23 protein-coding genes and 2 tRNA genes are annotated in these 23668 nt (G+C 73.7%); 13 read left to right on the forward strand and 12 right to left on the reverse strand.

What is annotated here, in order from left to right; genetic code table 11:
* Positions 1–180: 180 nt before the first annotated feature.
* Both ACSU6M_RS12645 and ACSU6M_RS12650 read right to left on the reverse strand, forming a co-directional pair.
* Complete coding sequence (locus ACSU6M_RS12645; protein WP_437069634.1) at positions 181–1554, reverse strand: sensor histidine kinase; 1374 nt, start codon at positions 1552–1554, stop codon at positions 181–183.
* Positions 1551–2255 (reverse strand): response regulator transcription factor, encoded by a 705-nt coding sequence (locus ACSU6M_RS12650; RefSeq protein WP_437069636.1) that lies wholly within the window; start codon positions 2253–2255, stop codon positions 1551–1553. Before ACSU6M_RS12650 ends, ACSU6M_RS12645 begins: the two co-directional genes overlap by 4 nt.
* A 98-nt stretch (positions 2256–2353) precedes the next feature.
* Here ACSU6M_RS12650 and ACSU6M_RS12655 point away from each other — a divergent pair, with 98 nt between their 5' ends.
* Positions 2354–2896, forward strand: coding sequence for a hypothetical protein (locus ACSU6M_RS12655; RefSeq protein WP_437069638.1), 543 nt, complete (start codon positions 2354–2356; stop codon positions 2894–2896).
* Between the two features lie 7 nt (positions 2897–2903).
* On the opposite strand, the gene ACSU6M_RS12660 is transcribed toward ACSU6M_RS12655, so the two are convergent.
* A complete protein-coding gene (locus tag ACSU6M_RS12660) occupies positions 2904–3767 on the reverse strand; it encodes a spermidine synthase (RefSeq protein ID WP_437069639.1) in 864 nt (287 codons plus the stop codon).
* Positions 3768–3872: 105 nt separating this feature from the next.
* Positions 3873–4217, reverse strand: coding sequence for a hypothetical protein (locus tag ACSU6M_RS12665; protein WP_437075113.1), 345 nt, complete (start codon positions 4215–4217; stop codon positions 3873–3875).
* Between the two features lie 291 nt (positions 4218–4508).
* On the opposite strand from ACSU6M_RS12665, the gene ACSU6M_RS12670 reads away from it, so the two are divergent.
* Complete coding sequence (locus ACSU6M_RS12670) at positions 4509–5951, forward strand: hypothetical protein (RefSeq protein ID WP_437069641.1); 1443 nt, start codon at positions 4509–4511, stop codon at positions 5949–5951.
* Between the two features lie 118 nt (positions 5952–6069).
* On the opposite strand, the gene ACSU6M_RS12675 is transcribed toward ACSU6M_RS12670, so the two are convergent.
* A complete protein-coding gene (locus ACSU6M_RS12675) occupies positions 6070–6666 on the reverse strand; it encodes a histidine phosphatase family protein (protein ID WP_437069643.1) in 597 nt (198 codons plus the stop codon).
* A gap of 204 nt (positions 6667–6870) precedes the next feature.
* Between ACSU6M_RS12675 and ACSU6M_RS12680 the strand changes: the two genes are divergently transcribed.
* The 6 genes from ACSU6M_RS12680 (at position 6871) to ACSU6M_RS12705 (ending at position 13853) form a co-directional block, all read left to right on the forward strand.
* Positions 6871–7824, forward strand: coding sequence for a phosphatase PAP2 family protein (locus ACSU6M_RS12680; protein ID WP_437069644.1), 954 nt, complete (start codon positions 6871–6873; stop codon positions 7822–7824).
* Entirely contained in the window at positions 7721–8923 is a 1203-nt protein-coding gene (locus ACSU6M_RS12685) for a hypothetical protein (RefSeq protein ID WP_437069645.1), read from the forward strand. The genes ACSU6M_RS12680 and ACSU6M_RS12685 overlap by 104 nt, the downstream gene beginning before the upstream one ends.
* Positions 8914–10506, forward strand: coding sequence for a hypothetical protein (locus ACSU6M_RS12690; protein ID WP_437069647.1), 1593 nt, complete (start codon positions 8914–8916; stop codon positions 10504–10506). Before ACSU6M_RS12685 ends, ACSU6M_RS12690 begins: the two co-directional genes overlap by 10 nt.
* On the forward strand, positions 10503–11843 hold the full coding sequence (locus ACSU6M_RS12695) for an AAA domain-containing protein (RefSeq protein WP_437069648.1): 1341 nt from the start codon (positions 10503–10505) through the stop codon (positions 11841–11843). The genes ACSU6M_RS12690 and ACSU6M_RS12695 overlap by 4 nt, the downstream gene beginning before the upstream one ends.
* Positions 11844–11998: 155 nt before the next feature.
* The gene (locus ACSU6M_RS12700; RefSeq protein ID WP_437069649.1) at positions 11999–12673 is read left to right on the forward strand and encodes a decarboxylase; all 675 of its coding nucleotides are present in this window, start codon (positions 11999–12001) and stop codon (positions 12671–12673) included.
* Positions 12674–12764: 91 nt separating this feature from the next.
* The gene (locus tag ACSU6M_RS12705; RefSeq protein ID WP_437069650.1) at positions 12765–13853 is read left to right on the forward strand and encodes an LLM class flavin-dependent oxidoreductase; all 1089 of its coding nucleotides are present in this window, start codon (positions 12765–12767) and stop codon (positions 13851–13853) included.
* A gap of 104 nt (positions 13854–13957) precedes the next feature.
* Here the strand turns inward: ACSU6M_RS12705 and ACSU6M_RS12710 are convergent, their stop codons facing one another.
* Positions 13958–15781, reverse strand: a complete 1824-nt coding sequence (locus ACSU6M_RS12710) for a putative bifunctional diguanylate cyclase/phosphodiesterase (protein WP_437069652.1) — start codon at positions 15779–15781, stop codon at positions 13958–13960.
* Between the two features lie 475 nt (positions 15782–16256).
* On the opposite strand from ACSU6M_RS12710, the gene ACSU6M_RS12715 reads away from it, so the two are divergent.
* Complete coding sequence (locus ACSU6M_RS12715; protein ID WP_437069654.1) at positions 16257–17513, forward strand: M6 family metalloprotease domain-containing protein; 1257 nt, start codon at positions 16257–16259, stop codon at positions 17511–17513.
* A gap of 66 nt (positions 17514–17579) precedes the next feature.
* Here ACSU6M_RS12715 and ACSU6M_RS12720 read toward each other — a convergent pair whose 3' ends face one another.
* The 5 genes from ACSU6M_RS12720 to ehuB form a co-directional block, all read right to left on the reverse strand.
* On the reverse strand, positions 17580–18338 hold the full coding sequence (locus ACSU6M_RS12720; RefSeq protein ID WP_437069655.1) for an IclR family transcriptional regulator: 759 nt from the start codon (positions 18336–18338) through the stop codon (positions 17580–17582).
* 196 nt (positions 18339–18534) lie between these two features.
* Positions 18535–19266: an ectoine/hydroxyectoine ABC transporter ATP-binding protein EhuA gene (gene ehuA, locus ACSU6M_RS12725; RefSeq protein WP_437069657.1), complete on the reverse strand. Its 732-nt coding sequence runs from the start codon at positions 19264–19266 to the stop codon at positions 18535–18537.
* Positions 19256–19906, reverse strand: a complete 651-nt coding sequence (gene ehuD, locus ACSU6M_RS12730) for an ectoine/hydroxyectoine ABC transporter permease subunit EhuD (protein ID WP_437069659.1) — start codon at positions 19904–19906, stop codon at positions 19256–19258. Before ehuD ends, ehuA begins: the two co-directional genes overlap by 11 nt.
* A complete protein-coding gene (ehuC, locus tag ACSU6M_RS12735; RefSeq protein WP_437069660.1) occupies positions 19906–20550 on the reverse strand; it encodes an ectoine/hydroxyectoine ABC transporter permease subunit EhuC in 645 nt (214 codons plus the stop codon). The genes ehuD and ehuC overlap by 1 nt, the downstream gene beginning before the upstream one ends.
* Positions 20547–21434, reverse strand: coding sequence for an ectoine/hydroxyectoine ABC transporter substrate-binding protein EhuB (gene ehuB / locus ACSU6M_RS12740; RefSeq protein ID WP_437069662.1), 888 nt, complete (start codon positions 21432–21434; stop codon positions 20547–20549). Before ehuB ends, ehuC begins: the two co-directional genes overlap by 4 nt.
* A 164-nt stretch (positions 21435–21598) precedes the next feature.
* Between ehuB and ACSU6M_RS12745 the strand changes: the two genes are divergently transcribed.
* The 4 genes from ACSU6M_RS12745 (at position 21599) to ACSU6M_RS12760 (ending at position 23058) form a co-directional block, all read left to right on the forward strand.
* Complete coding sequence (locus ACSU6M_RS12745) at positions 21599–21964, forward strand: hypothetical protein (protein ID WP_437069664.1); 366 nt, start codon at positions 21599–21601, stop codon at positions 21962–21964.
* 121 nt (positions 21965–22085) lie between these two features.
* Entirely contained in the window at positions 22086–22703 is a 618-nt protein-coding gene (locus ACSU6M_RS12750) for a bifunctional DNA primase/polymerase (protein WP_437069665.1), read from the forward strand.
* Positions 22694–22767 (forward strand) — tRNA-Lys (locus ACSU6M_RS12755). The genes ACSU6M_RS12750 and ACSU6M_RS12755 overlap by 10 nt, the downstream gene beginning before the upstream one ends.
* Before the next feature lie 217 nt (positions 22768–22984).
* A tRNA-Lys gene (locus ACSU6M_RS12760) sits at positions 22985–23058 on the forward strand.
* A 46-nt stretch (positions 23059–23104) separates the two neighbouring features.
* Here ACSU6M_RS12760 and ACSU6M_RS12765 read toward each other — a convergent pair.
* The gene (locus ACSU6M_RS12765; RefSeq protein WP_437069666.1) at positions 23105–23575 is read right to left on the reverse strand and encodes a hypothetical protein; all 471 of its coding nucleotides are present in this window, start codon (positions 23573–23575) and stop codon (positions 23105–23107) included.
* Positions 23576–23668: the final 93 nt, after the last annotated feature.

The raw sequence follows: 23668 nt of genomic DNA on the forward strand, positions 1-23668 counted from the left end.
CCTTCTGCTCTACGGGGACTCGGGGGTGTGGGGTGCGGCAGCACGCTAGCGATCCGGAACCGGGCAAAGCGCCTGATCCGGGCGGGGGTTGAGGATCTTAGGCCGGGCTTAAGGAAGGGATCGGGACGGCTTAAAGGTGGAGACCGGTGAGCGGGTGCGGCGAAGAGGCGCCGATATCCCTCACCGCCCCCGCCGTCGCCGTACCCTCCCGCGGTGGCCGCGCCTGCTCTGCGCCCCCGTGCGAGCGTCGAGCTGGATCCAGACCCGTATCTCCGTGCCGCCCAGCACGGACGAGCCGATCCGTACGTCACCGCCGGTGGACTCCGCGAGGCGCCGCACGATGTCCAGGCCGAGCCCGGTGGAGCCGTCGCTGCCGGAGCCGCGGCCACGCGCCATCGCCGCCTCGGGGTCGGCTATGCCGGGGCCCGCGTCGGAGACCAGGACGATCACCGCGTCCTCGCCGTTGTGCACGTCGACCGCGAAGGCGGTGCCCTCCGGGGTGTGCCGGAAGACATTGCCCAGCAGCGCGTCGAGGGCGGCGGCCAGCTCGGCGCGGGCCACGGGGATGCGCACCGGCCGCTCCACCCCGGCGACCCGCCACTTGCGGCCCTCGTCCTCGGCGAGCGCCGACCAGAACTCCATGCGTTCGCGGACCACTTCGGCCGCGTCGCAGCCCCCGCCGGGACCGGCGGCCGTGGTCTGCGGCTTGGCCTCCCGCGCGGTGCGGATGATGGTGTCCACCTCCCGCTCCAGCTGGGCGACCGCGGCGCGGGTCTGCTCGGCGGCCGGGCCCTCGCCCAGGGAGGCCGCGTTCAGCCGCAGCACGGTCAGCGGGGTGCGCAGCCGGTGGGACAGGTCGGCGGCCAGTTCCCGCTCGTTGGCGAGGAGCTGGACGACCTGGTCGGCCATGGAGTTGAAGGCGACCGCCGCCAGCCGCAGCTCGGTCGGCCCCTCCTCCGGGACCCGCGCGCCGAGCCTGCCCTCGCCGAGCTCGCGGGCGCCCCGGACCAGCCGCCGGGCGGGCTGCACCATGCGCGCGCCCAGCCGGTCGGCAACGGCCACCGACCCGACGATCAGGGCGAGTCCGACGGCGGCGAGCACGGCCCAGGCGGTGCCGACGCCCTTGTCGACGGCGGCGTCGGGCACGTACACCTCGACCACGGCGATCTGCCCGGAGCTGAGCGCGACCGGCTGGAGCAGCACCGAACCGCCGGGCGCCTTCGCGGTGGAGGCGCGGCCCATCCTGCGGGTGGCCTCGATGTCCTCGACGGCGGCCCGCCGGTGGCCGATCTCGACGGCCGGTGTGCCCGCGCCCGCGGGTATGTGCAGGGCGGTTCCGGCGGCGTCCGAACCCGCGGAGGCGACGAACCGCTCCAGCTGGTCGCGGTCGGTGGTGATGGACAGCGCGGGCGCGATCTCCGCCGCGTCCCGCTCGGCGCCCGAGAAGGCGCGGTCGCGGGCGGTCTCCCGGATGACGAGCCCGAGCGGCACGGCGAAGGCGATCACGACCATGGCGGTGACCGCGAGCGAGACCTTGACCAGCGCCCACCTCATCGCGACGGATCCCCTCCGGGCGGTTCGAGCTTCACGCCGACGCCCCGCAGGGTGTGCAGATAGCGGGGGTTGGCGGCGGTCTCGCCCAGTTTCCGGCGCAGCCAGGACAGATGGACGTCGATGGTCTGGTCGTCGCCGTAGGACTGCTGCCACACCTCGGCGAGCAGCTCCCGGCGCGGGACGACGACACCGGGCCGGCCCGCGAGGAAGGCGAGCAGGTCGAACTCGCGGCGGGTGAGGTCGAGTCGGACGCCGTCCAGCTCGGCCTGGCGGCGCAGCGGGTCGACGGTCAGCCCGCCCACGCGCAGCACGTCGGAGGGGGCGGCCTCCCCGGCGGCGGCACGGGAGCGGCGCAGCACGGCGGCGATCCGGGCCGACAGATGCTCCACCGAGAACGGTTTGGTCAGATAGTCGTCCGCGCCCGCGTTCAGCAGCCGTACGATCTCCGTCTCGTCGTCCCGCGCGGTGGCGATGATCACCGGGACGTCGGTGATGCCGCGCAGCATCTTCAGCGCCTCGGACCCGTCCAGGTCGGGCAGTCCGAGGTCCAGGACGACCACGTCGAACCGGTTGTGGGCGACCTCGCGCAGCGCCTCCAGCGCGGTGCCGACGCTGCGCACGGTGTGGGCGGCGTCGGTCAGCTGCCGGATCAGCGCCGAGCGTACGAACTGGTCGTCCTCGACCACGAGCACACTTGCCATGCGCCGCACCGTACGCCATGCGGGCGAGCCGGACCGGAGCCTGTGGACAACTCGGCGCCTGTGCACACGGCGGTGCCCGTGAGGCAGGATGGCCCGCGATGCGCAGAGGACTCGTACACGCACTGGCGTGGTCGCTCGCCACGGGCGCGGCGGTCACGCTGTCGTGGTGGGGGGTGCGCACGGCCCTGGACGGCACGGCCTACGACCCGCCGCGCGCCCTGCCGGTCACGGCGGACGCGACCCCGCGGGAGCCGGAGCCGACCCCGTCCCCGGCGAGCACCCGCCGCTCCCAGCCGTCGCCCAGCCCCAGCCCCACCGCCACGCCTTCGCCCAGGCCCTCGGAGCCCGCCGGGCCGAGCGGCCCTCGGCCCTCGGAGCCCACGGCGCCGTCCGCCGGCGTCTCGGGGAGCCCCGCCTCCGGCGAGGTGCGGAGCTACGCCACCGACGGCGGGCGGGCCGTGTTCGATCTGCGCGGCTCGTACGCGACGCTGGTCTCGGCGACCCCGGAGACGGGCTGGTCGATGCAGGTGTGGAAGACGCAGTCGTGGATCCGGGTGGAGTTCGGCTCCGGTGCCGAGCGGGTGTCGGTGTTCTGCACCTGGCACGACGGTCCGCCGCGGGTGGAGGTCGGCACCTACTGAGCGGCGCTCAGCGGAAGACCGACGCCGGGGGCGCCGGGGAGGCCACCGCCGCCGCGTCCGTCACCGGTACGGCGCCGCCCGCGAAGTCGGTGAGGGCCCGCCCGTGCTCCACGCGTCCGGGGTGCGGGTCGGAGGCGGTACGGCGGGTCAGCTCGGCCAGCGGCAGCGGGAGGTCGCCGGCGACGAGCACGGCGTTGCCGAAGCGCCGGCCGCGCAGGACCGTCGGGTCGGCGATCAGGGCGAGCTCGGCGAAGCGGGCGGCGGCGGTGGCGATCTGGCCCCGCAGATGCGCGAGCGGCGGCCCGTCGGCGAGGTTGGCCGCGTACAGGCCGCCCGGCCGCAGCGCCCTGCGGACCTCGTCGAGGAACTCCGTGGAGGTCAGGTGCGCGGGGGTGCGCGCCCCGCTGAAGACATCGGCGACGATCAGATCGGCCCACCCGTCCGGCACCTTGGCGAGCCCCTCACGGGCGTCGACGGACCGCACCCGGATCCGCGCGTTCGGCTCCCACGGCAGCTCCCGGCGCACCAGCTGCACGAGGGGGCCGTCGAACTCCACGACCTGCTGGGTGGACCGGGGCCGGGTGGCGGCCACATAGCGGGCCAGCGTCAGAGCGCCCCCGCCCAGGTGCACGGCCTGGACGGGCCGCCCGGGCGGCGCGGCGAGGTCGACGACGTGTCCGAGGCGGCGCTGGTACTCGAACGACAGGTGGGCGGGGTCGTCCAGGTCGACGTGCGACTGCGGCGCCCCGTCGATCAGCAGCGTCCAGGCCCGCGCCCGGTCGCGGTCCGGTATCAGCTCGGCGAGCCCGCCGTCGACGGTCTCGACGACGGCCGCGACGGCCTCGCGCCGGGGTTTCCTGGACTTTCCCATGGACGCCATTGTCCCAGCTCGTACGGGGCCCCGCCCGAGGCGCCCGCGCGGGCCAGCCCACCCGCGCCTCGGCGGCAGCCGCGCACCACGGGAGCCCGTCCGGCCTCAGCGGCAGCTGTCCGCCGCCTCGATCAGCCGCGCCGCCTCCCCCAGTGCCGCCCGCAGCACCACGGGGTCCGTCGCGAGGTGGGCGTCACCGGGCGGCAGCAGCCAGTCGGACCCCTCCACGGGCGGCGCCGGCGCCACGAGGCTCAGCCCCCGCCCCTCGGTCTCCACGCAGGTGCTGCCGGGCATGTCCCACGCCGCCGCGGTCCCCGGCGGCACCAGGAAGCCCAGCGTTCCGCGGCCGTCGTCGTGCAGCACCGGCCCGACCCCGTCACCGGCACCCCGGCGCAGGATGTCGACCGCCTCCAGCCCCTGCCGCGCCGGCACCGTCACCAGATCCCACATCCCGGCCTCCACTACGAACCTCCTCGTTCGCGCGGGTCGGGAGTCGGGCGGCTCCCGGTCCACAGGGTTCAACGCGGCCCGGCGTCAACGGCTACGGCGGAAGTCCGCCGCAAAGGATGGCAGTTCATGGCAGATCGTGGATGAGATATCCGGTTTGTAGCCAAACACCGCGTGCCGCCCTTGCCACAGCAGGTACGTTCTTGCCGCCGGAAACAGGGCGTCACCGTGGCAAATCAGCCAAGTCGCCCGGCAACCGGCATGGTTCGACGGTTCGCACGAGAGGACCCGGCCATGACGTCGTCCAAGGTGACCTCGTCCCAGCCTCATCGGCCACCACGGCCGAACCTCGCCTTCCGTCGGCTGCGCGGCCGGCGTTCCCCGGCCGAGTTCGCCGCGGAGGTACGGCGGGCCGCCCGCGAGATCGGCGAGCAGGTCAGCTGTGACGCGCGCTACATCGGACGGGTGGAGGCGGGTGAGATCCGCTGCCCCAACTACGCGTATGAGCGGGTGTTCCTGCACATGTTCCCCGGCCGCACGCTCGCCGACCTGGGCTTCGCCCCGCGTTCGGCGGTCCGCGGCCGCGGCTCGCGCGCCGCCGCGGCGGTGGAGCACGCCACCCGCCTCACCGACCCGGAACAAGCCACCGGTGAGACTCGGGGGGCGTGCGATCCGTATGACCCGCAGAACCCCTACGAGACGTACGACAACTACGAGGAGAGCGACGTGCTGCGTCGCGCATTCATGACCGGCGGCGCCACGGTGGCCGCCGCCTCACTGGCCCCCTTCGGGCTCGCCCTGGACGCCTCGGCCGCGCAGCGCCCGGGCCGGCGGGCCGGTTCGAGCGAGGTGGGCGCCCTGGAGGAAGCGGTCCGCCGGATCCGGCTGCTCGACGACCGGCACGGCGCCGACGGCCTCTACCGGCGCGCGGCCGCCCCGCTGCGCGCCGCCTACGCGCTGCTGGACGCGGGCACGACCCGGCAGAGCACCGCCGACCGGCTCCACTCCGGCGCCGGCGAGCTGGCCATCTCCGTGGGCTGGCTGGCGCACGACTCGGGCCGCTTCGACGACGCCCGCTCGCACTACGCCGAGGCGCTCGCGACCGCACGGATGAACGGCGACGCCGCCCTGGAGGCGCACGCCTTCTGCAACACGGCGTTCCTCGCGCGCGACACCGGGCGCCCGCGCGAGGCGGTGCGGGCCGCGCAGGCCGCCCAGCGCATCGCGCGTCCGCTCGGCTCCGCCCGGCTGATGTCGCTGCTCGCGCTGCGCGAGGCCGGCGGCTGGGCGGGGCTCGCCGACCGCACCGGCTGCGCCCAGGCCCTCACGCGCGCGCAGGCCCTCTACGAGCGAGGCCCCTCGGACGCCGACCCCGAGTGGATGAGCTTCTACGGAGAGGCCGAGCTGGAGGGCCTGGAGGCGCAGTGCTGGTCCACGCTGGGCGACTGGCCGCGCGCGGCACGCCACGCGGCGCGGGCCGCGCAGCTCCAGGACCCGCACTTCACCCGGAACATCGCGCTGTACACGGCCGAGCTGGCGGACGACCTCGCGCGCGGGGGACGCCCGGACGAGGCCGCCGCCGCCGGTCTGCGGGTGCTGGACCTGCTCGGCGAGGTGCAGTCGTCGCGGATCCAGACGATGCTCGCGGGCACCGCGCGGGTGCTGCTGCCGCACCGGCGGGCGTCCGGTGTCTCGCGGTTCCTGGAGAAGCACGCCTCGCTTCCGCGCACGGCGTGACCCACGCGCGCGCGTACGGCCGGTGAGAGCCCCACGCGTGCGGATCGGCGGGGAGACGGAGCCCCGCGGCTTGTGAGACGCGTCACTCGGGGACGCCGTGCACCGGCCCCGCCGGGCCTCAGCCCGCCAGGTGGCCCAGGTCGTTCCAGCTCTCGATGGCCGGCTCGCCGTAGGCCCAGCTGAGCACCGACAGCGAGGTGGGGTTGAGGCGGATGCGGGCGGCGAAGTCGAGGGGCAGGCCCAGCCAGCGGGCCCCTATGGAGCGCAGGATGTGCCCGTGGGCGAAGACCAGCACGTCCCGGTCGGCCTCGCGCGCCCAGGCGACGACCTCGTCCGCGCGGGCGCTCACCTCGGCGAGGGTCTCCCCGTCGGGGACGCCGTCGCGCCAGATCAGCCAGCCGGGGCGGATCGCCTGGATGTCGGCCGGGGTCATGCCCTCGTAGGCGCCGTAGTGGAACTCCATCAGCGCGTCCCAGGTGGTCGCGCGCTCCCCGAACCCGGCGAGTTCGCACGTCTCACGCGCGCGGGAGAGAGGGCTGGTGCGCACCTCGACGCCGGGCAGCCCGTCGTACGGCACCCGGTGCAGCCGCTCGCCGAGCAGCTTGGCGCCGCGCCGGCCCTCCTCGAGGAGCGGCACGTCCGTCCTGCCGGTGTGCTTGCCGGACAGCGACCACTCGGTCTGTCCGTGCCGGGCCAGCAGGATGCGCGGTGCCATGGGGGACCTTTCCGGGAGAAATCAGGGCCGGGATGAACCGGAGGCGGAACCTCTCCATCATCGCGCACGCCGGTGCGGAGCAACCCGAGGGGCGAGAGCTGCGTCTTTGAGGGCCGGGGGCCCCGCACAGGCGTGGCATGCACCGTAAAGTGGCCCGCCGGGGCGGTTCCACGCCACGCGAGGAGACAGGGGGAGGGCGATCGGATGCCGCAGTCCGAGACGTTGCGCGCGAAGGCGGTCTCGCCGCCCCGACCGCGCTGGTGGTCCGAGCTGCCGCTCATCCTGCTGGTGTACGTCTGCTACTCGGCGGGCCGGCTCCTCGTCCGCGGCGACACCTCCTCGGCCGTCGAGCACGGTCTGGCGATCCTGCGCGCGGAGCGGTTCCTGCACATCAACGCCGAGGAGCCGCTGAACCGGCTGTTCACCCGCGAGGCATGGATCGGTGTGCCGGCCGACTTCTGGTACGCCTCGCTGCACTACCTGGTCACGCCCGCGGTGCTGATCTGGCTGTTCCGGTCGCGTGCCGTGCGCTACCGGGTGGCCCGTACCTGGCTGATGACCTCGACGTTCCTCGGTCTGATCGGCTTCACCCTGCTGCCGACCTGCCCGCCCCGGCTGCTCGACGCCGGATACGGCTTCGTCGACACGATGGCCCGCTACAGCTCCTACGGCTGGTGGGGCGGCGAGGCGAGCGCGCCGCGGGGCCTGGGCGGCCTGACCAACCAGTACGCGGCGATGCCCAGTCTGCACGTGGGCTGGGCGCTGTGGTGCGGCGTGATCCTGTGGCGCTACGGCGGCACGCGCACCGCGAAGGCGGCCGGGGTGATCTACCCGCTGGTGACCACACTGGTGGTGATGGGCACCGCCAACCACTACTTCCTCGACGCGGTCGCGGGCGCCGCGGTGATGGGCGTCGGGCTGCTGCTGACGCCGCTGGTGCTGCGGGCGGCGGGCCGGATCCGGGACCGCTGGGCGGCCCGCTCGCAGCTCTCCGCGCAGACCTCCGAGGACACGCACGCCCCGATTGTCAGTGGCGGATGCCAGACTTCGGCGGGTGAGCGAATTCCACGGCAGCGCGAGTCCGCCCTCTCCTCGGGAGCCGAGCCGGACGCCTCCCCCGCGGACGCGGGCGACGGGGCTCCGGCAGCGGCTCGCTGAGCTGCGCGGCCCCGAGGTCGCGGCCAAGGCGCTGGACGCCCGCGCCCTCGCGGCCCTGGCCGCCAATCCGGGGTGCCGGCGACGCGCGATCCTCGACGGCGCGGGGGTGAACAAGGCGGCGCTGGCGACCGCGTTGGGCTCGCCCTCGGCGTTCGGCCAGTCCCAGTTCGCGATCACCCGTGGCAACGCCTTCGAGGCGAAGGTCAAGGCGGACGGCGGCGCCGAGCTGCTGCGGCTGGTGCACCGCGCCCTGGCGCCGGGCGAGGAGCCGCCGCACGAGGCGAGCGTGCCCGACCTGACGGCGATCGGCCCCGAGGGACGTACGGCCCGCACGGCGCTGGCCCTGCGGGAGGCCACAGGGGCGCCGGGCACCTGGACGCTGCTGGACCATCCGATGCTCGCGCTCGACGTCGCGGGCTCACCCGCCTTCCTGGAGCCGGACGCGGTGGTGGTGCACCCCGACGGCTCCTGGTCGGTCGTGGAGATCAAGTCCTTCCCGATGCTGGACGGTTCGGCCGACCCGGCGAAGGTGGGCGCGGCCGCCCGGCAGGCCGCGGTGTACGTGCTGGCGCTGGAGGCCGTCGCCGCGCGGCTGGAGGCGGCCCCGCGCGTGCACCACCGGATCGTGCTGGTGTGCCCGAAGGACTTCTCCTACCTGCCCACCGCCTCGGCCGTCGACGTCCGCAAGCAGCGGGCGGTCACCAGCCGCCAGCTGGCCCGCCTCACCCGCCTCGACGAGATCGCCGCGACCCTGCCCGAGGGGATCTGCTTCTCCCCCGAGCTGCCCGCCGAGGAGCTGGCGGCGGCCGTCGCCGCGGTCCCCGCGGCCTACGCCCCGGAGTGCCTGGCCGCCTGCGACCTCGCCTTCCACTGCCGCGACCGCGCCCGCGCGGCCGACGCCGTGACCGCCCTGGGCCGCCCGGTCCGCGCCGAGCTGGGGTCGCTGACGACGGTCAAGGACGTCCTCTCGGCCGCCCGCGGCGCGACCGGCGACCCCGCCGACCCGGCGGTGGCGGCCCTGCGCCGGGCGGCCCGGCTGCGCGCGGAAGCGCTGCGCGCGGCAGGATCGGCGCACCAGGAGGCGGCCGTATGTCGCTGATCGCCACGCTCGCCCGGCTGGAGGCCGTGGACGCCGGCGTCGCACAGCCGCTGGCCACGGTGCGGCACCGGCATCTGGCCGAGCGGCCGCTGGTGTTCGTGCCGCTGACCACGGCCGGTGAGACGGGCGCCCCGCTGGGCGCGCTGGTCGGCACCGACCGGGACGCGCCCCGGCTGCTGGTGGTGCCCCAGCCCCGCGACCGCGACCTGAGGTTCGCGTTCCTCGCCGACCTGGCGGATGCCGTGCTGCCCTACATCGAGTCCTACACGGACGCGGTGGAGGCCGCCGAGCGCACCGAGACCGACCCGGAGACCGGCAAGCGCGTGAAGGTCGAGGCCGAGCTGTGCGCGGACGCGCCGCAGCTGATCGTGCCGAGCCGCGCGGGCGTGGAGTTCGTACGGCTGCTGGGCCGCTCGATGCGGTTTCGGCGTACGGCGGAGCAGGACCCGCAGACGCCGTACCCGGCACCCGCGCGGGTGCCGCTGCTGGGGCGCTGGCTGACCCATTTCGGGGAGCGGGCCCGGGTGCCGGGCTCCTCGCTGCTGCTGGCCCTGACCGAGGTGCTCGCCCGGCACTGGGCGACCGGCCAGTCCGCCCTGGAGGACCAGCATCTGGGCGCCCTGCTCGCCTGGATCGACCCGCCGCCGGGCGAGAGCGGCGCCGAGGCAGCGCTGCGGCGGGAGCGGGAGCGGGACGCCGAGGGCCAGCTGGTGCACCCGCCCGCCGGTCCGTCCACCGACCCGGCGTTCGACAACAAGCTGCTGGCCCCCGCGATCGAGGCGTACGACAGGGCGCGCAGCGCGCTCGCGGCCGCCGAGGACGGCCTCCAGGCCGACGACCGGCTCGGTGCGCTCAGCGCCGCGGAACGGCATGTCCGCGACCTCGTGCGCAGCCGCACCCTGCCCACCTGGGACGCGGTCTGGCGCGGCCTGGACCTGCTGCGCGCGCTGCCCGAGGCCGCGCACGCGGAGGAGCGCTGGACCCGCGACCGCTGGTCGTTCACCGGCCACCGCGACCGCGTCCTGGCCGGCGAGCCCCCGCAGCCGCGCCGCGACGACGCGGTGACCGCGGCGAACAAGCTGGCCGCGCGCGAGCGCGAGCAGGCCCGCCTGGAGGCGCAGGAGGCGCTCGACGACCCGCTGGTGATGGCCGGGCGGCGGCTGGCCGGGGAGGCGTTCGCGGGGGAGGTCACCGACGTCGTCATGGCGTACTCCGAGGGCAGACGGCCGAGCCCCCGCCCGCTGATCACGGTCCGCACCGACGACCGGCCGCACCTGGGCGAGCGGGCCCGGGTGTACCGCTCGCTGGGCGGCAGGCCGCAGACGGCGGAGTTCGTCGGGTACGAGGAGGAGGGCGCCCTGGTGGTGCTGCGCATCCTCGACAAGATGGGCCGCGGCAAGGAGCCGGAGGCCGGTTCCGTGCCCGAGAAGGGCGACACGCTCTGCTTCACGACGTTCGAGCACGACCAGCGCGGCGGCGCGAAGCTGCCCGACCCGGAGAACACGCCGTGGACGCACGGCGGCCCGCCGGGCGAGCAGCCCGTCGAGGCACCCGACGCCCTCACCGAGGAGGACCTGCTGTGACCACGCAGACCGCTTTCGACCCGGGCGCCGCCGCGGCCCGGGCCACCGAGGCGATCCTGCACGACACGGTGCACGGCACCGACCGCGGAGTCGTCGTGGACTCCCCGCCGGGCGCCGGGAAGTCCACGCTGGTGGTGCGCGCGGCCCTCGAACTGGCCGACGCCGGGCGCCCGTTGATGGTGGTCGCGCAGACCAACGCGCAGGTCGACGACCTGGTGCTGCGGCTCGCCGAGAAGAGCCCGGAGCTGCCGGTGGGGCGGCTGCACAGCAGCGACTCCGACCCGTACGACAAGGCGCTGGACGACCTGCCGAACGTCCGCAAGTCGGCGAAGGCGGGCGAGCTGACCGGTCTGCCGGTGGTGATCTCGACGGCGGCCAAGTGGGCGCATGTGAAGGTCGACGAGCCGTGGCGGCACGCGATCGTCGACGAGGCGTACCAGATGCGCTCGGACGGGCTGCTGGCGGTGGCCGGGCTGTTCGAGCGGGCGCTGTTCGTGGGTGATCCGGGGCAGCTGGACCCGTTCGCGATCGTCGGCAGCGAGCAGTGGGCGGGGCTGTCGTACGACCCGTCGGCGTCGGCGGTGACGACCCTGCTGGCGCACAATCCGGGCCTGCCCCAGCACCGCCTGCCGGTCTCCTGGCGGCTCCCGGCGTCGGCGGCCCCGCTGGTGTCGGACGCGTTCTACCCGTACACGCCGTTCCGCAGCGGCACGGACCACGGCGACCGGCGGCTCGTCTTCGGCGTGCCCTCGGACGGTTCGGGCCCCGACCGGGTGATCGACGAGGCCGCGGAGTCCGGCTGGGGCCTGCTGGAGCTGCCCGCCCGCCACACGCCGCGCACGGACCCGGAGGCGGTACGGGCGGTCGCGGCGGTGGTACGGCGGCTGCTGGACCGGGGCGGCGCGGCGACGTCGGAGCGCTCACCGGACCCGGCGCCCCTCACGGCCGACCGGATCGCCGTCGGCACCGCCCACCGCGACCAGGCGGCCGCGATCCGCGCGGCCCTCGCCCAGCTGGGCGCGGCGGACGTCACCGTCGACACGGCCAACCGCCTCCAGGGTCGCGAGTACGACGTCACCGTCGTCCTGCATCCCCTCTCCGGCCGCCCCGACGCCACCGCCTTCCACCTGGAGACCGGCCGCCTGTGCGTCCTCGCCTCCCGCCACCGCCACGCCTGCATCGTCGTCTGCCGGGCAGGCGTCAGCGACCTCCTCGACGACTACCCCTCCACCGAGCCGGTCCAGCTGGGAACCCTGGTGAAGTTCCCGGACGGCTGGGAGGCCAACCACGCCGTCCTGGCGAGACTGGCGGAGCACCGCGTGACCTGGCGGCCGTGAGCGGGGGCGCTGCCGTCGGTTTGGCGCCGACCGGGTGATGGCGGGGGCGGCGCTCCGTCTGCTGGGTACCCGGGCGGCGGGTCCGTGGCCGACGCTGCTTGTGGAGACGGCGCGCGGGCCCGGTGACCGTGCGACGAGCACCAGGAAGGCAGGACATGACCGCACTCGGAATCCTCCACGCGGGCCACGCGGCCAAGGACGACTATCCGCGCATCGAGCAGCTGCTGGGCAGCGACGTCCGGGTGGACGTGGTCCACGCCGACGTCGACGACCCCGAGCGCCTCGCGGCCGGCGGTGAGCAACTGCGCCTGACGGGCGCCGAGGCCGTGGTGTGGACGGGGTCGGTGGACGGCTCCGTGCCCGCGTGGGAGGACGCCCACGCCCGGATCCGCGCGCTGGCCCAGGCCGCGGGCATGCCCGCCTCCTTCACGCCCTTCGCCTTCGTCCACGCGGCGAGGGAGATCGAGGCCCGCCGCGTCGCCGTGGCCACCCCCGGCACATCCGAAGCCGCCGGGCAGCTGGCCGCCTTCCTGCGCGCCGGCGGCCTGGAGGTGACGTCCGTGCACGCCGGGCAGGCCCCCACCTGGGACGAGCGGCAGCTGCTCACCCTGGTGCGCGCCGCCGACACCCCCGAGGCCGACGCGGTCCTCGTCCCGGGCGCCTCCCTCAGCACGGTCGCCCACCTCCCCGCCCTGGAGGAGTCCCTGGGCAAGCCCGTCCTCACCGCCAGCCAGGTCACCGTCTGGGAGGCGCTCCGCCTGACCGACCGCAGGGTGAACGCCCCGAGGCTGGGGGCCCTGTTCACCAGGGAGCCGATCGTGCAGGTATGACACACCGCACCCGCACCCGCACCCGAAATAAACCGGAGACAGTCTCCTGTTGACGCCATCGACACCCAGGCGACCCCCCAGGAGGCACCCCGTGGCGGCAGACGAGATCCGGGCCGAGGCACAAGGCACCGCCCCCGTCCCCCTCTCCGTACTGGACCTCGCCACCGTCGGCACGGGCCGCACCGCCACCGACGCCCTGCGCACCAGCGTCCGCCTGGCGCGGCTCGCGGAGTCCCGCGGTTTCCACCGCTACTGGGTCGCCGAACACCACTCCATGCCCGGCGTCGCCTCCTCCTCCCCCGCCGTGATCCTCGCCCACCTCGCCGCCCACACCACCCGCATCCGGCTGGGCTCGGGCGGTGTGATGCTGCCCAACCACGCCCCGCTGGTCATCGCGGAGCAGTTCGGCACCCTGGAGGCCCTGGCCCCCGGCCGGATCGACCTCGGCCTGGGCCGCGCCCCCGGCACGGACGGCGCCACCGCGGCGGCCCTGCGCCGCTCCGACACGCTGAACGAGGGCGCCGACGACTTCCCCCGGCAGCTCACCGAGCTGACCCGGTTCCTGGACGACGACTTCCCCGACGGCCACCCCTACCGCCGTATCCACGCCGTCCCCGGCCCGGTCCAGGCGACCTCGCCCGGTGGCGTCCAGTCCCCGCACCGGCCCCCGATCTGGCTGCTGGGCTCGTCGGGGTTCAGCGCCCGGCTGGCCGGTCAGCTCGGCCTGCCCTTCGCCTTCGCCCACCACTTCTCGGCGCAGAACACGATCCCGGCCCTGGACCTGTACCGGGAGTCCTTCAGGCCCTCGTCCGTGCTCGACGCCCCGTACGCCCTCATCGGCGTCTCGGCGCTCGCCGCGGACGAGGAGCAGGAGGCCCGCCGCCAGGTCAGGGCCGCCGCGCTGAGCATGATCCGGCTGCGCACCGGCCGCCCGGGCCTGGTGCCGAGCCCGGAGGAGGCGGAGGCGTACGCGTTCTCCCCGCTGGAGCGGGAGTTCATGGACTCCTGGAACGCCAATGTCGTCCACGGCACCCCGGACGAGGTCCGTGCGGGCCTGGACGACCTCCACAAGCGCACCGGCGCCGACGAGCTGATGATCACGGCCAACGCGCACAGCGGCGAGTTCCGGCTGCGCTCCTACGAGCTGATCGCCGACGCCTACGGTCTGCCGACGGCGTAGAACGCCACGTACCGCTCCGCCGGCGACGCAGGACGCCCCCTACCGCTCCGCCCACGACGCAGGACAACCCCCACGCCCTGCCGACGTCGTGGCGCGACGCGGTCTCACCCCGCGCAGGACGCCCCCGTCCGCAGTCCGGAGATACGATCCGGCGCCACCGGCCGCGAGTACAGCCACCCCTGGCCGGTGTCGCAGCCGATACGCCGCAGCCGTTCGGCCTGCGCGGGGGTCTCCACGCACTCGGCGGTGACGGTGAGCCCCAGCCGGTGGGCGAGCTGGATCATCGCCTCGACGACGACCTCGTCGGCCGGGTTCGGTGGGGCCCCCTCCCCCTCGTACTGGAAGCCGCGGACGAAGGAGCCGTCCAGCTTCAGTACGTTCACGGGGAGCCGGGAGAGATAGGCGAGGTTGGAGTAGCCGGTGCCGAAGTCGTCGATGGCGATGCGCACGCCCCGGTCGCTGAGCGCCTGGAGGACCTGGAGGGGGCGGCCGGCGGAGCCCATGACGGCCGATTCGGTGAGCTCGATCTGGAGCAGTTCGGGGGCGAGCGAGGTCTCGGCGAGGATCCGGTCGACGTCGGCGACCAGGTCGGAGTCCCACACCTGGCGGACGGCGACGTTGACGCTGACGAACAGGGGCTCCTCGGCGGGGTGTTCGAGCTGCCAGCGGCGGGCCTGGCGGCAGGCGGTGGCCAGCACCCAGCGGCCGAGCGGCACGATCGCGCCGTCCTCCTCGGCCAGTCCGATGAACCGATTCGGCGTCAAGATGCCGAACTGCGGGTGGTCCCAGCGCACCAGCGCCTCCACCCCGCGCAGCCGCCCGTCCGCCATGCCGACCAGCGGCTGGTACTCCAGCCGGAACTCGCCGCGTTCGATGCCGGGTCTCAGGGTGGAGGCGAGGGCCTGGCGGGTCATGCGGTGGGCGTTGCGCTCGGGGTCGAACAGCGTCCAGCGGTCCTTGCCGTCGGCCTTGGCCCAGTACAGCGTGGTGTCGGCGGCCTGCATCAGCCCGGTGGGGGTGGTGTCGGCGGCGAGCCGTTCCACCACGCCGATGGACGCGGTGACCGACAGGCGGCGCCCGGAGAGGTCGAAGGGCGCGCGCAGGGCGTCGAGCACGGACTCGGCGAGGTCGGCGACCTGTTCGGTGCCGGTGGAGTCCTCGACGAGCAGCGCGAACTCGTCGCCGCCGAGTCTGGCCACCAGCGGGGCGCCGGCGCGGGCGAAGCCGGCCTCGTCGGCGCAGCGGGTGAGCCGTTCGGCGACGGCGGCCAGGAGGCGGTCGCCGACGCGGTGGCCGAGGGTGTCGTTGATGGCCTTGAAGCCGTCCAGGTCGAGGTAGCACAGGCCGATCCGGCCGGTGCTGCCGCGTTCCTCGGGGACGGCCTCCAGTGCGGCGGTCAGGCGTTCGAAGAACAGCGTGCGGTTGGGCAGCCGGGTCACCGGGTCGTGCATCTGCAAGTGCCGCAGCCGCGCCTGGAGTTCGCGGCGGGCGCTGATGTCGGCGACGGACAGCAGCACGCCCTCGGCGTCCTGGTCGAGCGGCGCCACCGTGACCTGGACCCACATCGCGTGGCCGTCGGGGTGCTTGACCCGGCGGGTGCAGCGCAGCCGGGCCCGGCGGCCGCGCAGCACCTCGCGGTAGGCGTGCCAGGTGCGCGCGTCGGAGGCGAGGTCGACCAGGTCGGCGGCGAGCTGCCCGGCGGGCGGGCGCTCGGGGGTGCCGAAGAGGGCCGCGAAGCTGTCGTTGGCGGTCACGACCAGCCCTTCACGGTCGAGGACGGCCATCGCCAGGGGGGCCGAGGTGAACGCGGACCGCAAGGAGTCCACGGCCTGGATGCCGGTACGACGAGACGCCTGGGGATCACTGTCTGTGACGGCCGGCCGGATGAGGTCTGCCGTGGGCGTCGGCCCTTCGGACGCTGCGCTCACCGCTCGCTCCCGCAGTGCACTCGATCTGCTGGGTCTCTGCTCGATCTCTGTCCGGGCAGGAAAGGTCAGGAAAGTGTGCCGATCATAGAGGCTGCCCTCCGGCCCTTCCAGCTGTTCTCCAGTGTCCCCCGTGCACCGCGCCGCCACCCGCCTTTCTGACGGATCGTTTCTGCCCCCGGCTGGACGGGTTTCTTCGGCTGCCGACCGATTGTGACGGTCCGTGAGCGGTTCGGGGGTGTCGCGGCTTGCGGCGACCTCGGTCCGGCGCCCCGGCGCCCCGGCGCCCGGCGTCCCGGCGTTCGACGCCCGGCGTCCCGACATCCGGCATCCGGCACTCCGGCGTCCGGCAAGGCCCGCTCACCCGTCCGACGCAGACAAACAGGGCATATCTCAATAAAGTCGCACAGTCTGGATGCGGTGTCCCTCCCCACCGCCTCACCGGCGTGGGCATACCCCACCGCATCCGGAGGTCCCTGTGCCGCGTCCGTTCCCGCGCCCCCGTCTGCGCAGCACCGCGGCCCTCCTCACCACGATGTCGGCGCTCGCCGCCACCTCCTTCGTCGGCGCCCCTTCCGTCGCCGAGCCCTTCGCGGGCTCCCCCTGCGCCCTGCGGCGCACCGCGGCCCACCACTCCGAGGGCCTGGACACCTGGAACGCCGCCTATCCGCAGCCCGCCCGGAAGCTGGACGCGGTCATGGTCTTCCTGTCCTTCCCGGACTCCGAGCCGCGCACCAGCCCCGAGCAGCTGACGGCCGATCACTTCCCCGCCACCAGCGCCTTCTTCGAGCGCGCCTCCTACGGCAGGTTCACCCTGCGCCCGCACCCGCTGCGCCAGTGGCTGACCATGCCCCGCCCCTCCACCGCGTACGCCATACAGCGCGACTGGAACGCCGCCCACCGCGCCGCCTATCTGCGGGACGCGCTCACCGTCGCCGACCGGCACGTCGACTTCTCGGCCTACGACATCGTGTACTTCGTCGCCGATCCGGACGCCCCCGGTGTCGACTCCGACGCCACCAAGGTGGTCAACCTGGACGTGCCGCTGCACGCCGACGGCACGGACATCCACCGGTTCGTCACCGTGTTCGAGAAGCATCCGCCGGACCGGCTGGTCCTGGCGCACGAGACCGGGCATGTCTTCGATCTGCCGGACCTCTACCACCGGCCGGTGGACGGCGTCGGCGACTGGGACACCCATGTGGGCGACTGGGACCTGATGGGCAGCCAGTTCGGGCTGGCGCCGGACCTGTTCGGCTGGCACAAGTGGAAGCTGGGCTGGCTGGAGCCGCGTCAGGTGGTCTGTGTGGGCGGGCCCACCCGGCTGACCCTGGAGCCGCTCGCCGCCGGTCCGGGGGTGCCGGTGACCGGGGCCGCCGGGGCGCCCTCCTTCGGGCTCGGCCGGGGCACCAAGCTGGCCGTGGTGCGCACCGGAGCGGACAGCGCGCTCGCCTTCGAGGCGCGCGGCCCGGTCGGCAACGACGCGGACGCCTGCCGGTCGGGGGTGCTGGTGTACCGGGTGAGCAGTACGACCGCCTCCGGGCGCGGGCCGGTGCAGGTGGTCGACGCGCATCCCGAGACCGAGGCGTGCTGGGACACCTCCGTCTACCCGCCGCTCGCGGACGCGCCCGTCGCGGTCGGCGAGAGCTTCACCGTGCCGGGCGAGGGGGTGCGGGTGGAGGTACAGGGCCGGACCCCGGCGGGGGCCTGGACGGTGAAGATCACGCCGGAGTGACCCGGCGGCCGCCGGCCACCTGACCGACGACCGCCCGCGTCACGTCCGACGACCGGCCTACGCCCCCTAGATCGTCAGCGACAGCAGCACCGGCGCGGCGTTGCGGTTGAGGGTGTCGGCGGCCTGGCGCAGCCGGTGGGCGTGCTCGACCGGCAGGGACAGGGCGAGGCAGCCGACCGAGGAGCCGGCGGTGATCGGGACGGCCGCGCAGACCGTGCCGACGGCGTACTCCTGGAGGTCGAGGACGGGCACGGTCGGCGGCTGGGCCTCCAGCCGGGAGAGCAGCAGCCTGTCGCTGGTGATGGTGCGGGAGGTCAGGCGGGCCAGCTTGTGCCGGGAGAGGTGATCGCGCCGGCCGTTGTGGTCGAGCTGGCCCAGCAGGGACTTGCCGGCCGCGGTGGCGTGCGCCGAGTAGCGGAAGTCGACCCACTCGTTGACCGCCGGGGTGGCCGGACTGTCGGCGAACTGGGTGACCCTGACCTCGCCGTCGACATAGCGGCTGATGTAGACGGCGGCGCCCACGGAGTCGCGCAGCCGGTCGAGGGTCTGCTGGAGCTTGTCCCGCAGCGCCTCCTCGTGCTGGTCGGCCGAGCCCAGACGGGCGAGCGCGTCGCCGGTGACGTACGCACCGTCGGCGACCTGCTCGACGTAGCCCTCGCGACGCAGCATCCGCAGGAGGCTGGTCAGGCGCTCCGTGCCGAGGCGGGTCTCGCGGGCGAGCTCGGCGTCGGTGACGCCGGTGGTGTGCCGTGCCACGGTCTCCAGGACGCGCAGGGCGTCCTGGGCCGAGTGGTACGGCGTGGTCGGCTCGTGCTTCAGCGCCACGGTTTCCCCCTGCGGTCGCTTCTCTGGGCCGTGATCCGGGTGCCGGATCCACTCAACGATAACCGTCAAAAGTCCGATGTGAAGCGGTTGTTGGCGAGAAACCGGCGCTCCTGACCGGGGCGTCGCCCCGCTGGCATATGCCAATGGCACCACCCATCGCCGGGGCCTGGGGTGTTCGTCCGTTCACCTCCCGCCGTCAGAGCACGGCGCCGAGAAATTCCCGGGTCCGCTCCTCCTCGGGGTCGTTGAAGATCTTCTCCGGCGGGCCCGACTCCACGATCCGCCCCGAGTCGAACATCAGGACCTGGTCGGAGAAGTCGCGGGCGAAGTGCATCTCGTGGGTCACGCACAGCATGGTGATGTCGGTGGAGCGGGCGATGTCGCGCAGCAGGTCCAGCACGCCCGCGACCAGCTCCGGGTCCAGCGCCGAGGTCACCTCGTCCAGCAGCAGCACCTTCGGGCGCATCGCCAGCGCCCGCGCGATGGCCACCCGCTGCTGCTGACCGCCGGAGAGCCGGCCGGGCTTGGCGTCGCACTTGTCGGCGAGCCCCACCAGGTCCAGCAGCTCACGGGCCCGCTCCTCCGCCTCGTCCCGCGACAGCCCGAGCACGGTGACCGGCGCCTCGGTCAGATTGCGCAGCACGCTCATGTGCGGGAACAGGTTGAACTGCTGGAACACCATCCCGATGTTCCGGCGCACCTGGCGGCACTGCTTGTCGGAGGCGGGGAACAGCCGCTGACCGTCGACCGTGATGGTGCCCTCGTCGGGCTTGGTCAGGGTCATCAGCATCCGCAGGATCGTGGTCTTGCCGGAGCCGGACGGGCCGATCAGGGTGACATGGCTGCCGGCCTTCACGGTCAGGTCGAGGCGGTCCAGGACGGTGTTGCCGCCGAACCTCTTGGTGACATTGCTGATCTCAACGGACAAGGCGTCGCTCCAGGGTGCGCAGAAGGAGGGAGGCGAGAGAGGAGATGACGATGAAGGCCACGCCGATCACCGTCAGCGGCTCGGTGAACCGGAAGGTCGACTGCGAGAACAGCCGCGCCTGACCCAGCATGTCCAGCACGGTGATCGTCATCAGCAGCGGTGTGTCCTTGAGCATCGCGATGACGTAGTTGCCGAGCGCGGGCACCACCCGGCGGATCGCCTGCGGCAGGACCACCGTCGTCCAGGTGCGCCGCCGCGGCAGGCTCAGCGCCGTCGCCGCCTCCCACTGGCCGGCGGGCACCGCGTCGATGCCGGCGCCGTAGACCTGCATCGTGTACGTCGAGTAGTGCAGGCCGATGGCGAGGACACCGGTGGTCAGCGCGGAGACCGCGAAGCCCCACTCCGGCAGCACATAGAAGAGGAAGAACAGCTGCACCAGCAGCGGGGTGTTGCGGACGAACTCCGTCAGCGCGCCCACCGGCCAGCGCACCCACCGGGTCGGCGTGCGCATCAGCAGCGCCCACACCAGCCCCAGCGCGAACGACACCAGCGAGCCGAGCGCCAGCGCCTTCAGCGTGACGAGCATCCCGTCCCAGAAGTGCGGCATGAAGTCCCAGGCCGCGTCCCAGTCCCAGTTCATCAGGCGACCCCCGCCTTCAGCCGGCGCTCAAGCCCCTTCATCAGCCGCGTGAGGAGGAAGGCGATGGCGAAGTAGATCAGCAGGATGTACGAGTAGATCTCGGCGCTCTCCTGGAGCGCGAGCCGCACCAGGTTGCCGCTGAAGGCCAGGTCGCCCATGCCCATCACGGACACCAGCGCGGTGCCCTTGAGCAGCTCGACCAGCAGGTTGCAGAACGAGGGGATCATCTCCGGCACCGCCTGCGGCAGCAGGATCAGCCGCATCCGCTGCCAGGGCGTGAAGCTGAGCGCGATCCCGCCCTCGGCCTGCGCCGGATCCACGGCCTTCAGCGCGCCGCGCACGATCTCCGCGCCGTACGCCCCGTAGGTCAGCCCCAGCGCGAGCGTGCCCGCCCACAGCGGCACCAGCTGCCAGCCGAAGGCGACCGGCAGCACGAAGAACGTCCAGAAGATCATCACGAGCGCGGAGGTGCCGCGGAACACCTCGGTGTAGAAGCCGCCGAGGAAGCGGACGATCCACCGGCGGTTCACCCGGGCGACGCCCACGACGAAGGAGACGGCCGTGGCCAGCAGCGCGCTGCACACCAGCAGCTGGATCGTGGTCCACGTCCCTTTGAGTACGAGTTCCCACAGTCCGGGTGTCATGAGCCGCACAGCTCCTTCGCGGTCAGGTCGGTCATCTCGGCCTCGGTGAAGCCGAACGGCCGCAGGATGCGCAGCAGCTCACCGCTCTTCTTCAGCTTGTGCAGCTCGGCGTTGAAGGCGTCCCGCAGCCGGGTCTCGGTGGGCCGGAACGCGAAGGCACCGCCGTCGACCCGCGGTTCTCCGTCGATCAGCGGCGCGAAGGGCTCGGTCGCCTCTGCCTTGGCGGACTTCTTCACCACCTCACGGGCGGTGATCGCCGTCCCGGCGAAGACATCGGCCCGCCCGGCCTCCACCGCGTTCAGCCCGGCCACCTGGTCCGGGACGATCAGGATGTCGCTCTCCTTGCAGCCGGCCTCGACGGCGTGCTCGATCTGCGCGTATCCGGTGCCGGTCGAAAGCCGGGCCTTCTTCGCCACGACGTCCCGGAAGTCGCGCAGGCCCAGCGGGTTGCCCTTGCGGACGACGAAGGCGTCCAGCATCTGGTAGTCGGGATCGGCGAAGACGACCTGCTCGCAGCGTTCGGGATTGACGTACATCCCGGCCGCGACCACGTCGAACTGCTGCGAGTTCAGGCCCGGGATCAGCGAGCCGAACTCGGTCGGCACGGGCTGCACCCGGTCCACGCCCAGCCGTTTGAAGATCACCTTCGCCAGCTCCGGCGCCTCACCGGTCAGCTCGCCGTCGGTGTCGATGTAGCCGAAGGGGATCTCGCCGGCGATGCCGAGCCGGACGACCCCCTGGGCTCTGAGCCGGTCCAGCAGATCACCGCCCGGCGTGTCGGAGGCCGTGGCCACGCGCGAGCAGCCCGCGGCCCCCAGCGCGCCGAGCGCCGCCACCCCCGCGAGCAGCGACCGGCGTGAAGTCGTCGTCGTGTCTGGAGCCATGGCGGCGCGGCTACCCGGCGCCGACCGAGTTATGCCCCCGGTTTCACCGAGGGTGCCCAAGGGTCTCCTCGAGCCGGACCCGAGGCACTCTTGCGCCGTCGCGGGACAATGGAGGGTGGTCCGCCCGCAGGCGCGCCATCGCAGACGTACGAGGAGGACATGACATGGCGGAGCACACGCCGCGCCCGAACGAGCCGCGGCTACGCCCCGCGCCCCTGCTCTTCGAGCCCGCGGAGGCCGCCGGGGACCCGGAGCACTTCTTCGACCTGGAGTCCATCGACGACCCGCGTGCCCTGCTCGCGCGGGCGACGGAACTGACCGAGGCGTTCCGCGCGGCGGCCGACCGGGCGATGGAGTTCCAGGCGGTCGCGGCGGCCCAGCTCGCCGACCCCCGGCGGTTCGACCGGCTGACGCCCGCGGAGATCGCGGCCCGTGCCGAGTGGACCGAGGACTATGCCAAGAAGATGGTCGAGTTCGGCCAGGACCTGCTGCGCGGCGAGAACGGCAAGGACCACGCCGACCGGGCCTGAGCGCGCCACCCGTATGGCATATGCCAGAGGGGCGGGCAAGATACTCCTTCCCGCCCCCGTCTGTCCCGGATTCCGGCAACTCAGCGGAACGAACCGCTCACAGCCGGTACACCTGGATGACATGAGCAGCTTTCGGAACGCACCGACCTCCGGCCTGTTCGACGAGGGCCACGGCAGCTGTGGCGTCACCCCGGACGGGGCCGCCTGGCTCGCCTCGGCAGGAACGTATCCGCGCAGCACGCTCGCGCACTGGGAGGAGTGCCCGGGCGCCCCGGTGGTGCTGCCCTGCGGCTCCGTGTTCGACGTGGTCAGCGCCCCGGCGGTGTTCGGCCGCCGGATGCTGGACCGGCTGTGGGACGACGGGCCGGGCTCCGGCCCGGTGGCCGCACACCGCGGCCGCATCCTGCTGTTCGCCGCGCCCGGCACCGCCCAGCGGCTGCCCTCGCTGCTGGAGTGGGAGGAGTTCGGTACCGGCGACGGCCGTACGGCGGCCGTCCCGCCCCTGCTCTGCCACGGCACCGGCGACGCCGTGACCGTCCCCGCGCCCGTCGCGGGCGGGGTCCAGGGCCCGCGGGAGTCCCGCTGGCTGGTCGCCCCCGACACCCGTCACCCCTGGCTGCCGGCCCCGGAGGTACTGCTCTGGGCGGCCGTCCGGGCGGCCCGCGCGGCGGTGCGGATTTCGATTTTTCCTCCCGCCGACCAGGATGCTAAGGTCTACGACGTCAGCAGGCGCCGCTAGCTCAGTTGGTTAGAGCAGCTGACTCTTAATCAGCGGGTCCGGGGTTCGAGTCCCTGGCGGCGCACATGACGGCGACGGCCGGTGATCACAGCAGTGATCACCGGCCGTCGTCGTTGTGCCCGCGTGGCCGGCCAGCCGGTGGCCGGAAGTCTCCGGCGCGCAGCACACCGATGATCCGGGCGGGCCGGTCCGGGTCCCGGTGCGGGTGGTCATGAGCACCCCTCGGGACCAGGTAGTATTTTCTTCGTCGCCGGCCGCGAGAAGCGGAAGGCGGGAGTCATGCGCCGCTAGCTCAGTTGGTTAGAGCAGCTGACTCTTAATCAGCGGGTCCGGGGTTCGAGTCCCTGGCGGCGCACAGAAGAAGGGCCCCTCGTGCGAGCGAGGGGCCCTTCGGCGTTCCGTCACAGGGGCAGCGAGAACAGCGTCGCGGACGCCACCATGAAGCCGACGCAGAAGAGGACGATCACCCCGACGAACGCCAGCACACCGAAGGTGCCCGCCGCCGCGAGACCCCGCCGCGGAGCGAGCGCCGTGGCCGACACCCGAGCCCCCTGCGTGTAGCGCACGGTGACGAAGTCGCCCTCGAGGGTCGTGCCGGGGCCGCCCTGCTCCTCGAAACGGATCACCCGGCCGTCGCGGGCGGTGAACTCGTAGACGTGATGCAGTTCGGTGTGCACCGAGGTGTCGCCGCCGCCGTGGGTGGTCGTGTACACGCGCAGACAGCGGGCCTCGGCGGTCAGGCCGCTGCTCCAGGCCGCGCGCAGCCGCAGCCAGCGGCGCACCACCGTCCAGCCCACGGCGAGAGCCACGGCCATGATCAGGGCCGGGATCAGGTAGAACAGGCCCGAGGCCAGCTGAAAGAGGTCTTCCATCGCGTTCCCCCGCAATCGTGTCGGTGTTCCCCCCGCGTCGCCGTGGTCGCGGCGGCGCAGGGGGAACGTACCCGTGGGGGAAGGCGGACTTGC

This window comes from Streptomyces sp. enrichment culture, assembly GCF_964272895.1.
Classification (GTDB): Bacteria; Actinomycetota; Actinomycetes; order Streptomycetales; family Streptomycetaceae; genus Streptomyces.

Coding starts and splice junctions, on each gene's coding strand:
- ACSU6M_RS12645 (WP_437069634.1), bottom strand. CDS start 1,554: ATGAGGTGGGCGCTGGTCAAGGTCTCGCTCGCGGTCACCGCCATGGTC.
- ACSU6M_RS12650 (WP_437069636.1), bottom strand. CDS start 2,255: ATGGCAAGTGTGCTCGTGGTCGAGGACGACCAGTTCGTACGCTCGGCG.
- ACSU6M_RS12655 (WP_437069638.1), top strand. CDS start 2,354: ATGCGCAGAGGACTCGTACACGCACTGGCGTGGTCGCTCGCCACGGGC.
- ACSU6M_RS12660 (WP_437069639.1), bottom strand. CDS start 3,767: ATGGGAAAGTCCAGGAAACCCCGGCGCGAGGCCGTCGCGGCCGTCGTC.
- ACSU6M_RS12665 (WP_437075113.1), bottom strand. CDS start 4,217: ATGTGGGATCTGGTGACGGTGCCGGCGCGGCAGGGGCTGGAGGCGGTC.
- ACSU6M_RS12670 (WP_437069641.1), top strand. CDS start 4,509: ATGACGTCGTCCAAGGTGACCTCGTCCCAGCCTCATCGGCCACCACGG.
- ACSU6M_RS12675 (WP_437069643.1), bottom strand. CDS start 6,666: ATGGCACCGCGCATCCTGCTGGCCCGGCACGGACAGACCGAGTGGTCG.
- ACSU6M_RS12680 (WP_437069644.1), top strand. CDS start 6,871: ATGCCGCAGTCCGAGACGTTGCGCGCGAAGGCGGTCTCGCCGCCCCGA.
- ACSU6M_RS12690 (WP_437069647.1), top strand. CDS start 8,914: ATGTCGCTGATCGCCACGCTCGCCCGGCTGGAGGCCGTGGACGCCGGC.
- ACSU6M_RS12700 (WP_437069649.1), top strand. CDS start 11,999: ATGACCGCACTCGGAATCCTCCACGCGGGCCACGCGGCCAAGGACGAC.
- ehuD (WP_437069659.1), bottom strand. CDS start 19,906: ATGAACTGGGACTGGGACGCGGCCTGGGACTTCATGCCGCACTTCTGG.
- ehuC (WP_437069660.1), bottom strand. CDS start 20,550: ATGACACCCGGACTGTGGGAACTCGTACTCAAAGGGACGTGGACCACG.
- ehuB (WP_437069662.1), bottom strand. CDS start 21,434: ATGGCTCCAGACACGACGACGACTTCACGCCGGTCGCTGCTCGCGGGG.
- ACSU6M_RS12745 (WP_437069664.1), top strand. CDS start 21,599: ATGGCGGAGCACACGCCGCGCCCGAACGAGCCGCGGCTACGCCCCGCG.
- ACSU6M_RS12750 (WP_437069665.1), top strand. CDS start 22,086: ATGAGCAGCTTTCGGAACGCACCGACCTCCGGCCTGTTCGACGAGGGC.
- ACSU6M_RS12765 (WP_437069666.1), bottom strand. CDS start 23,575: ATGGAAGACCTCTTTCAGCTGGCCTCGGGCCTGTTCTACCTGATCCCG.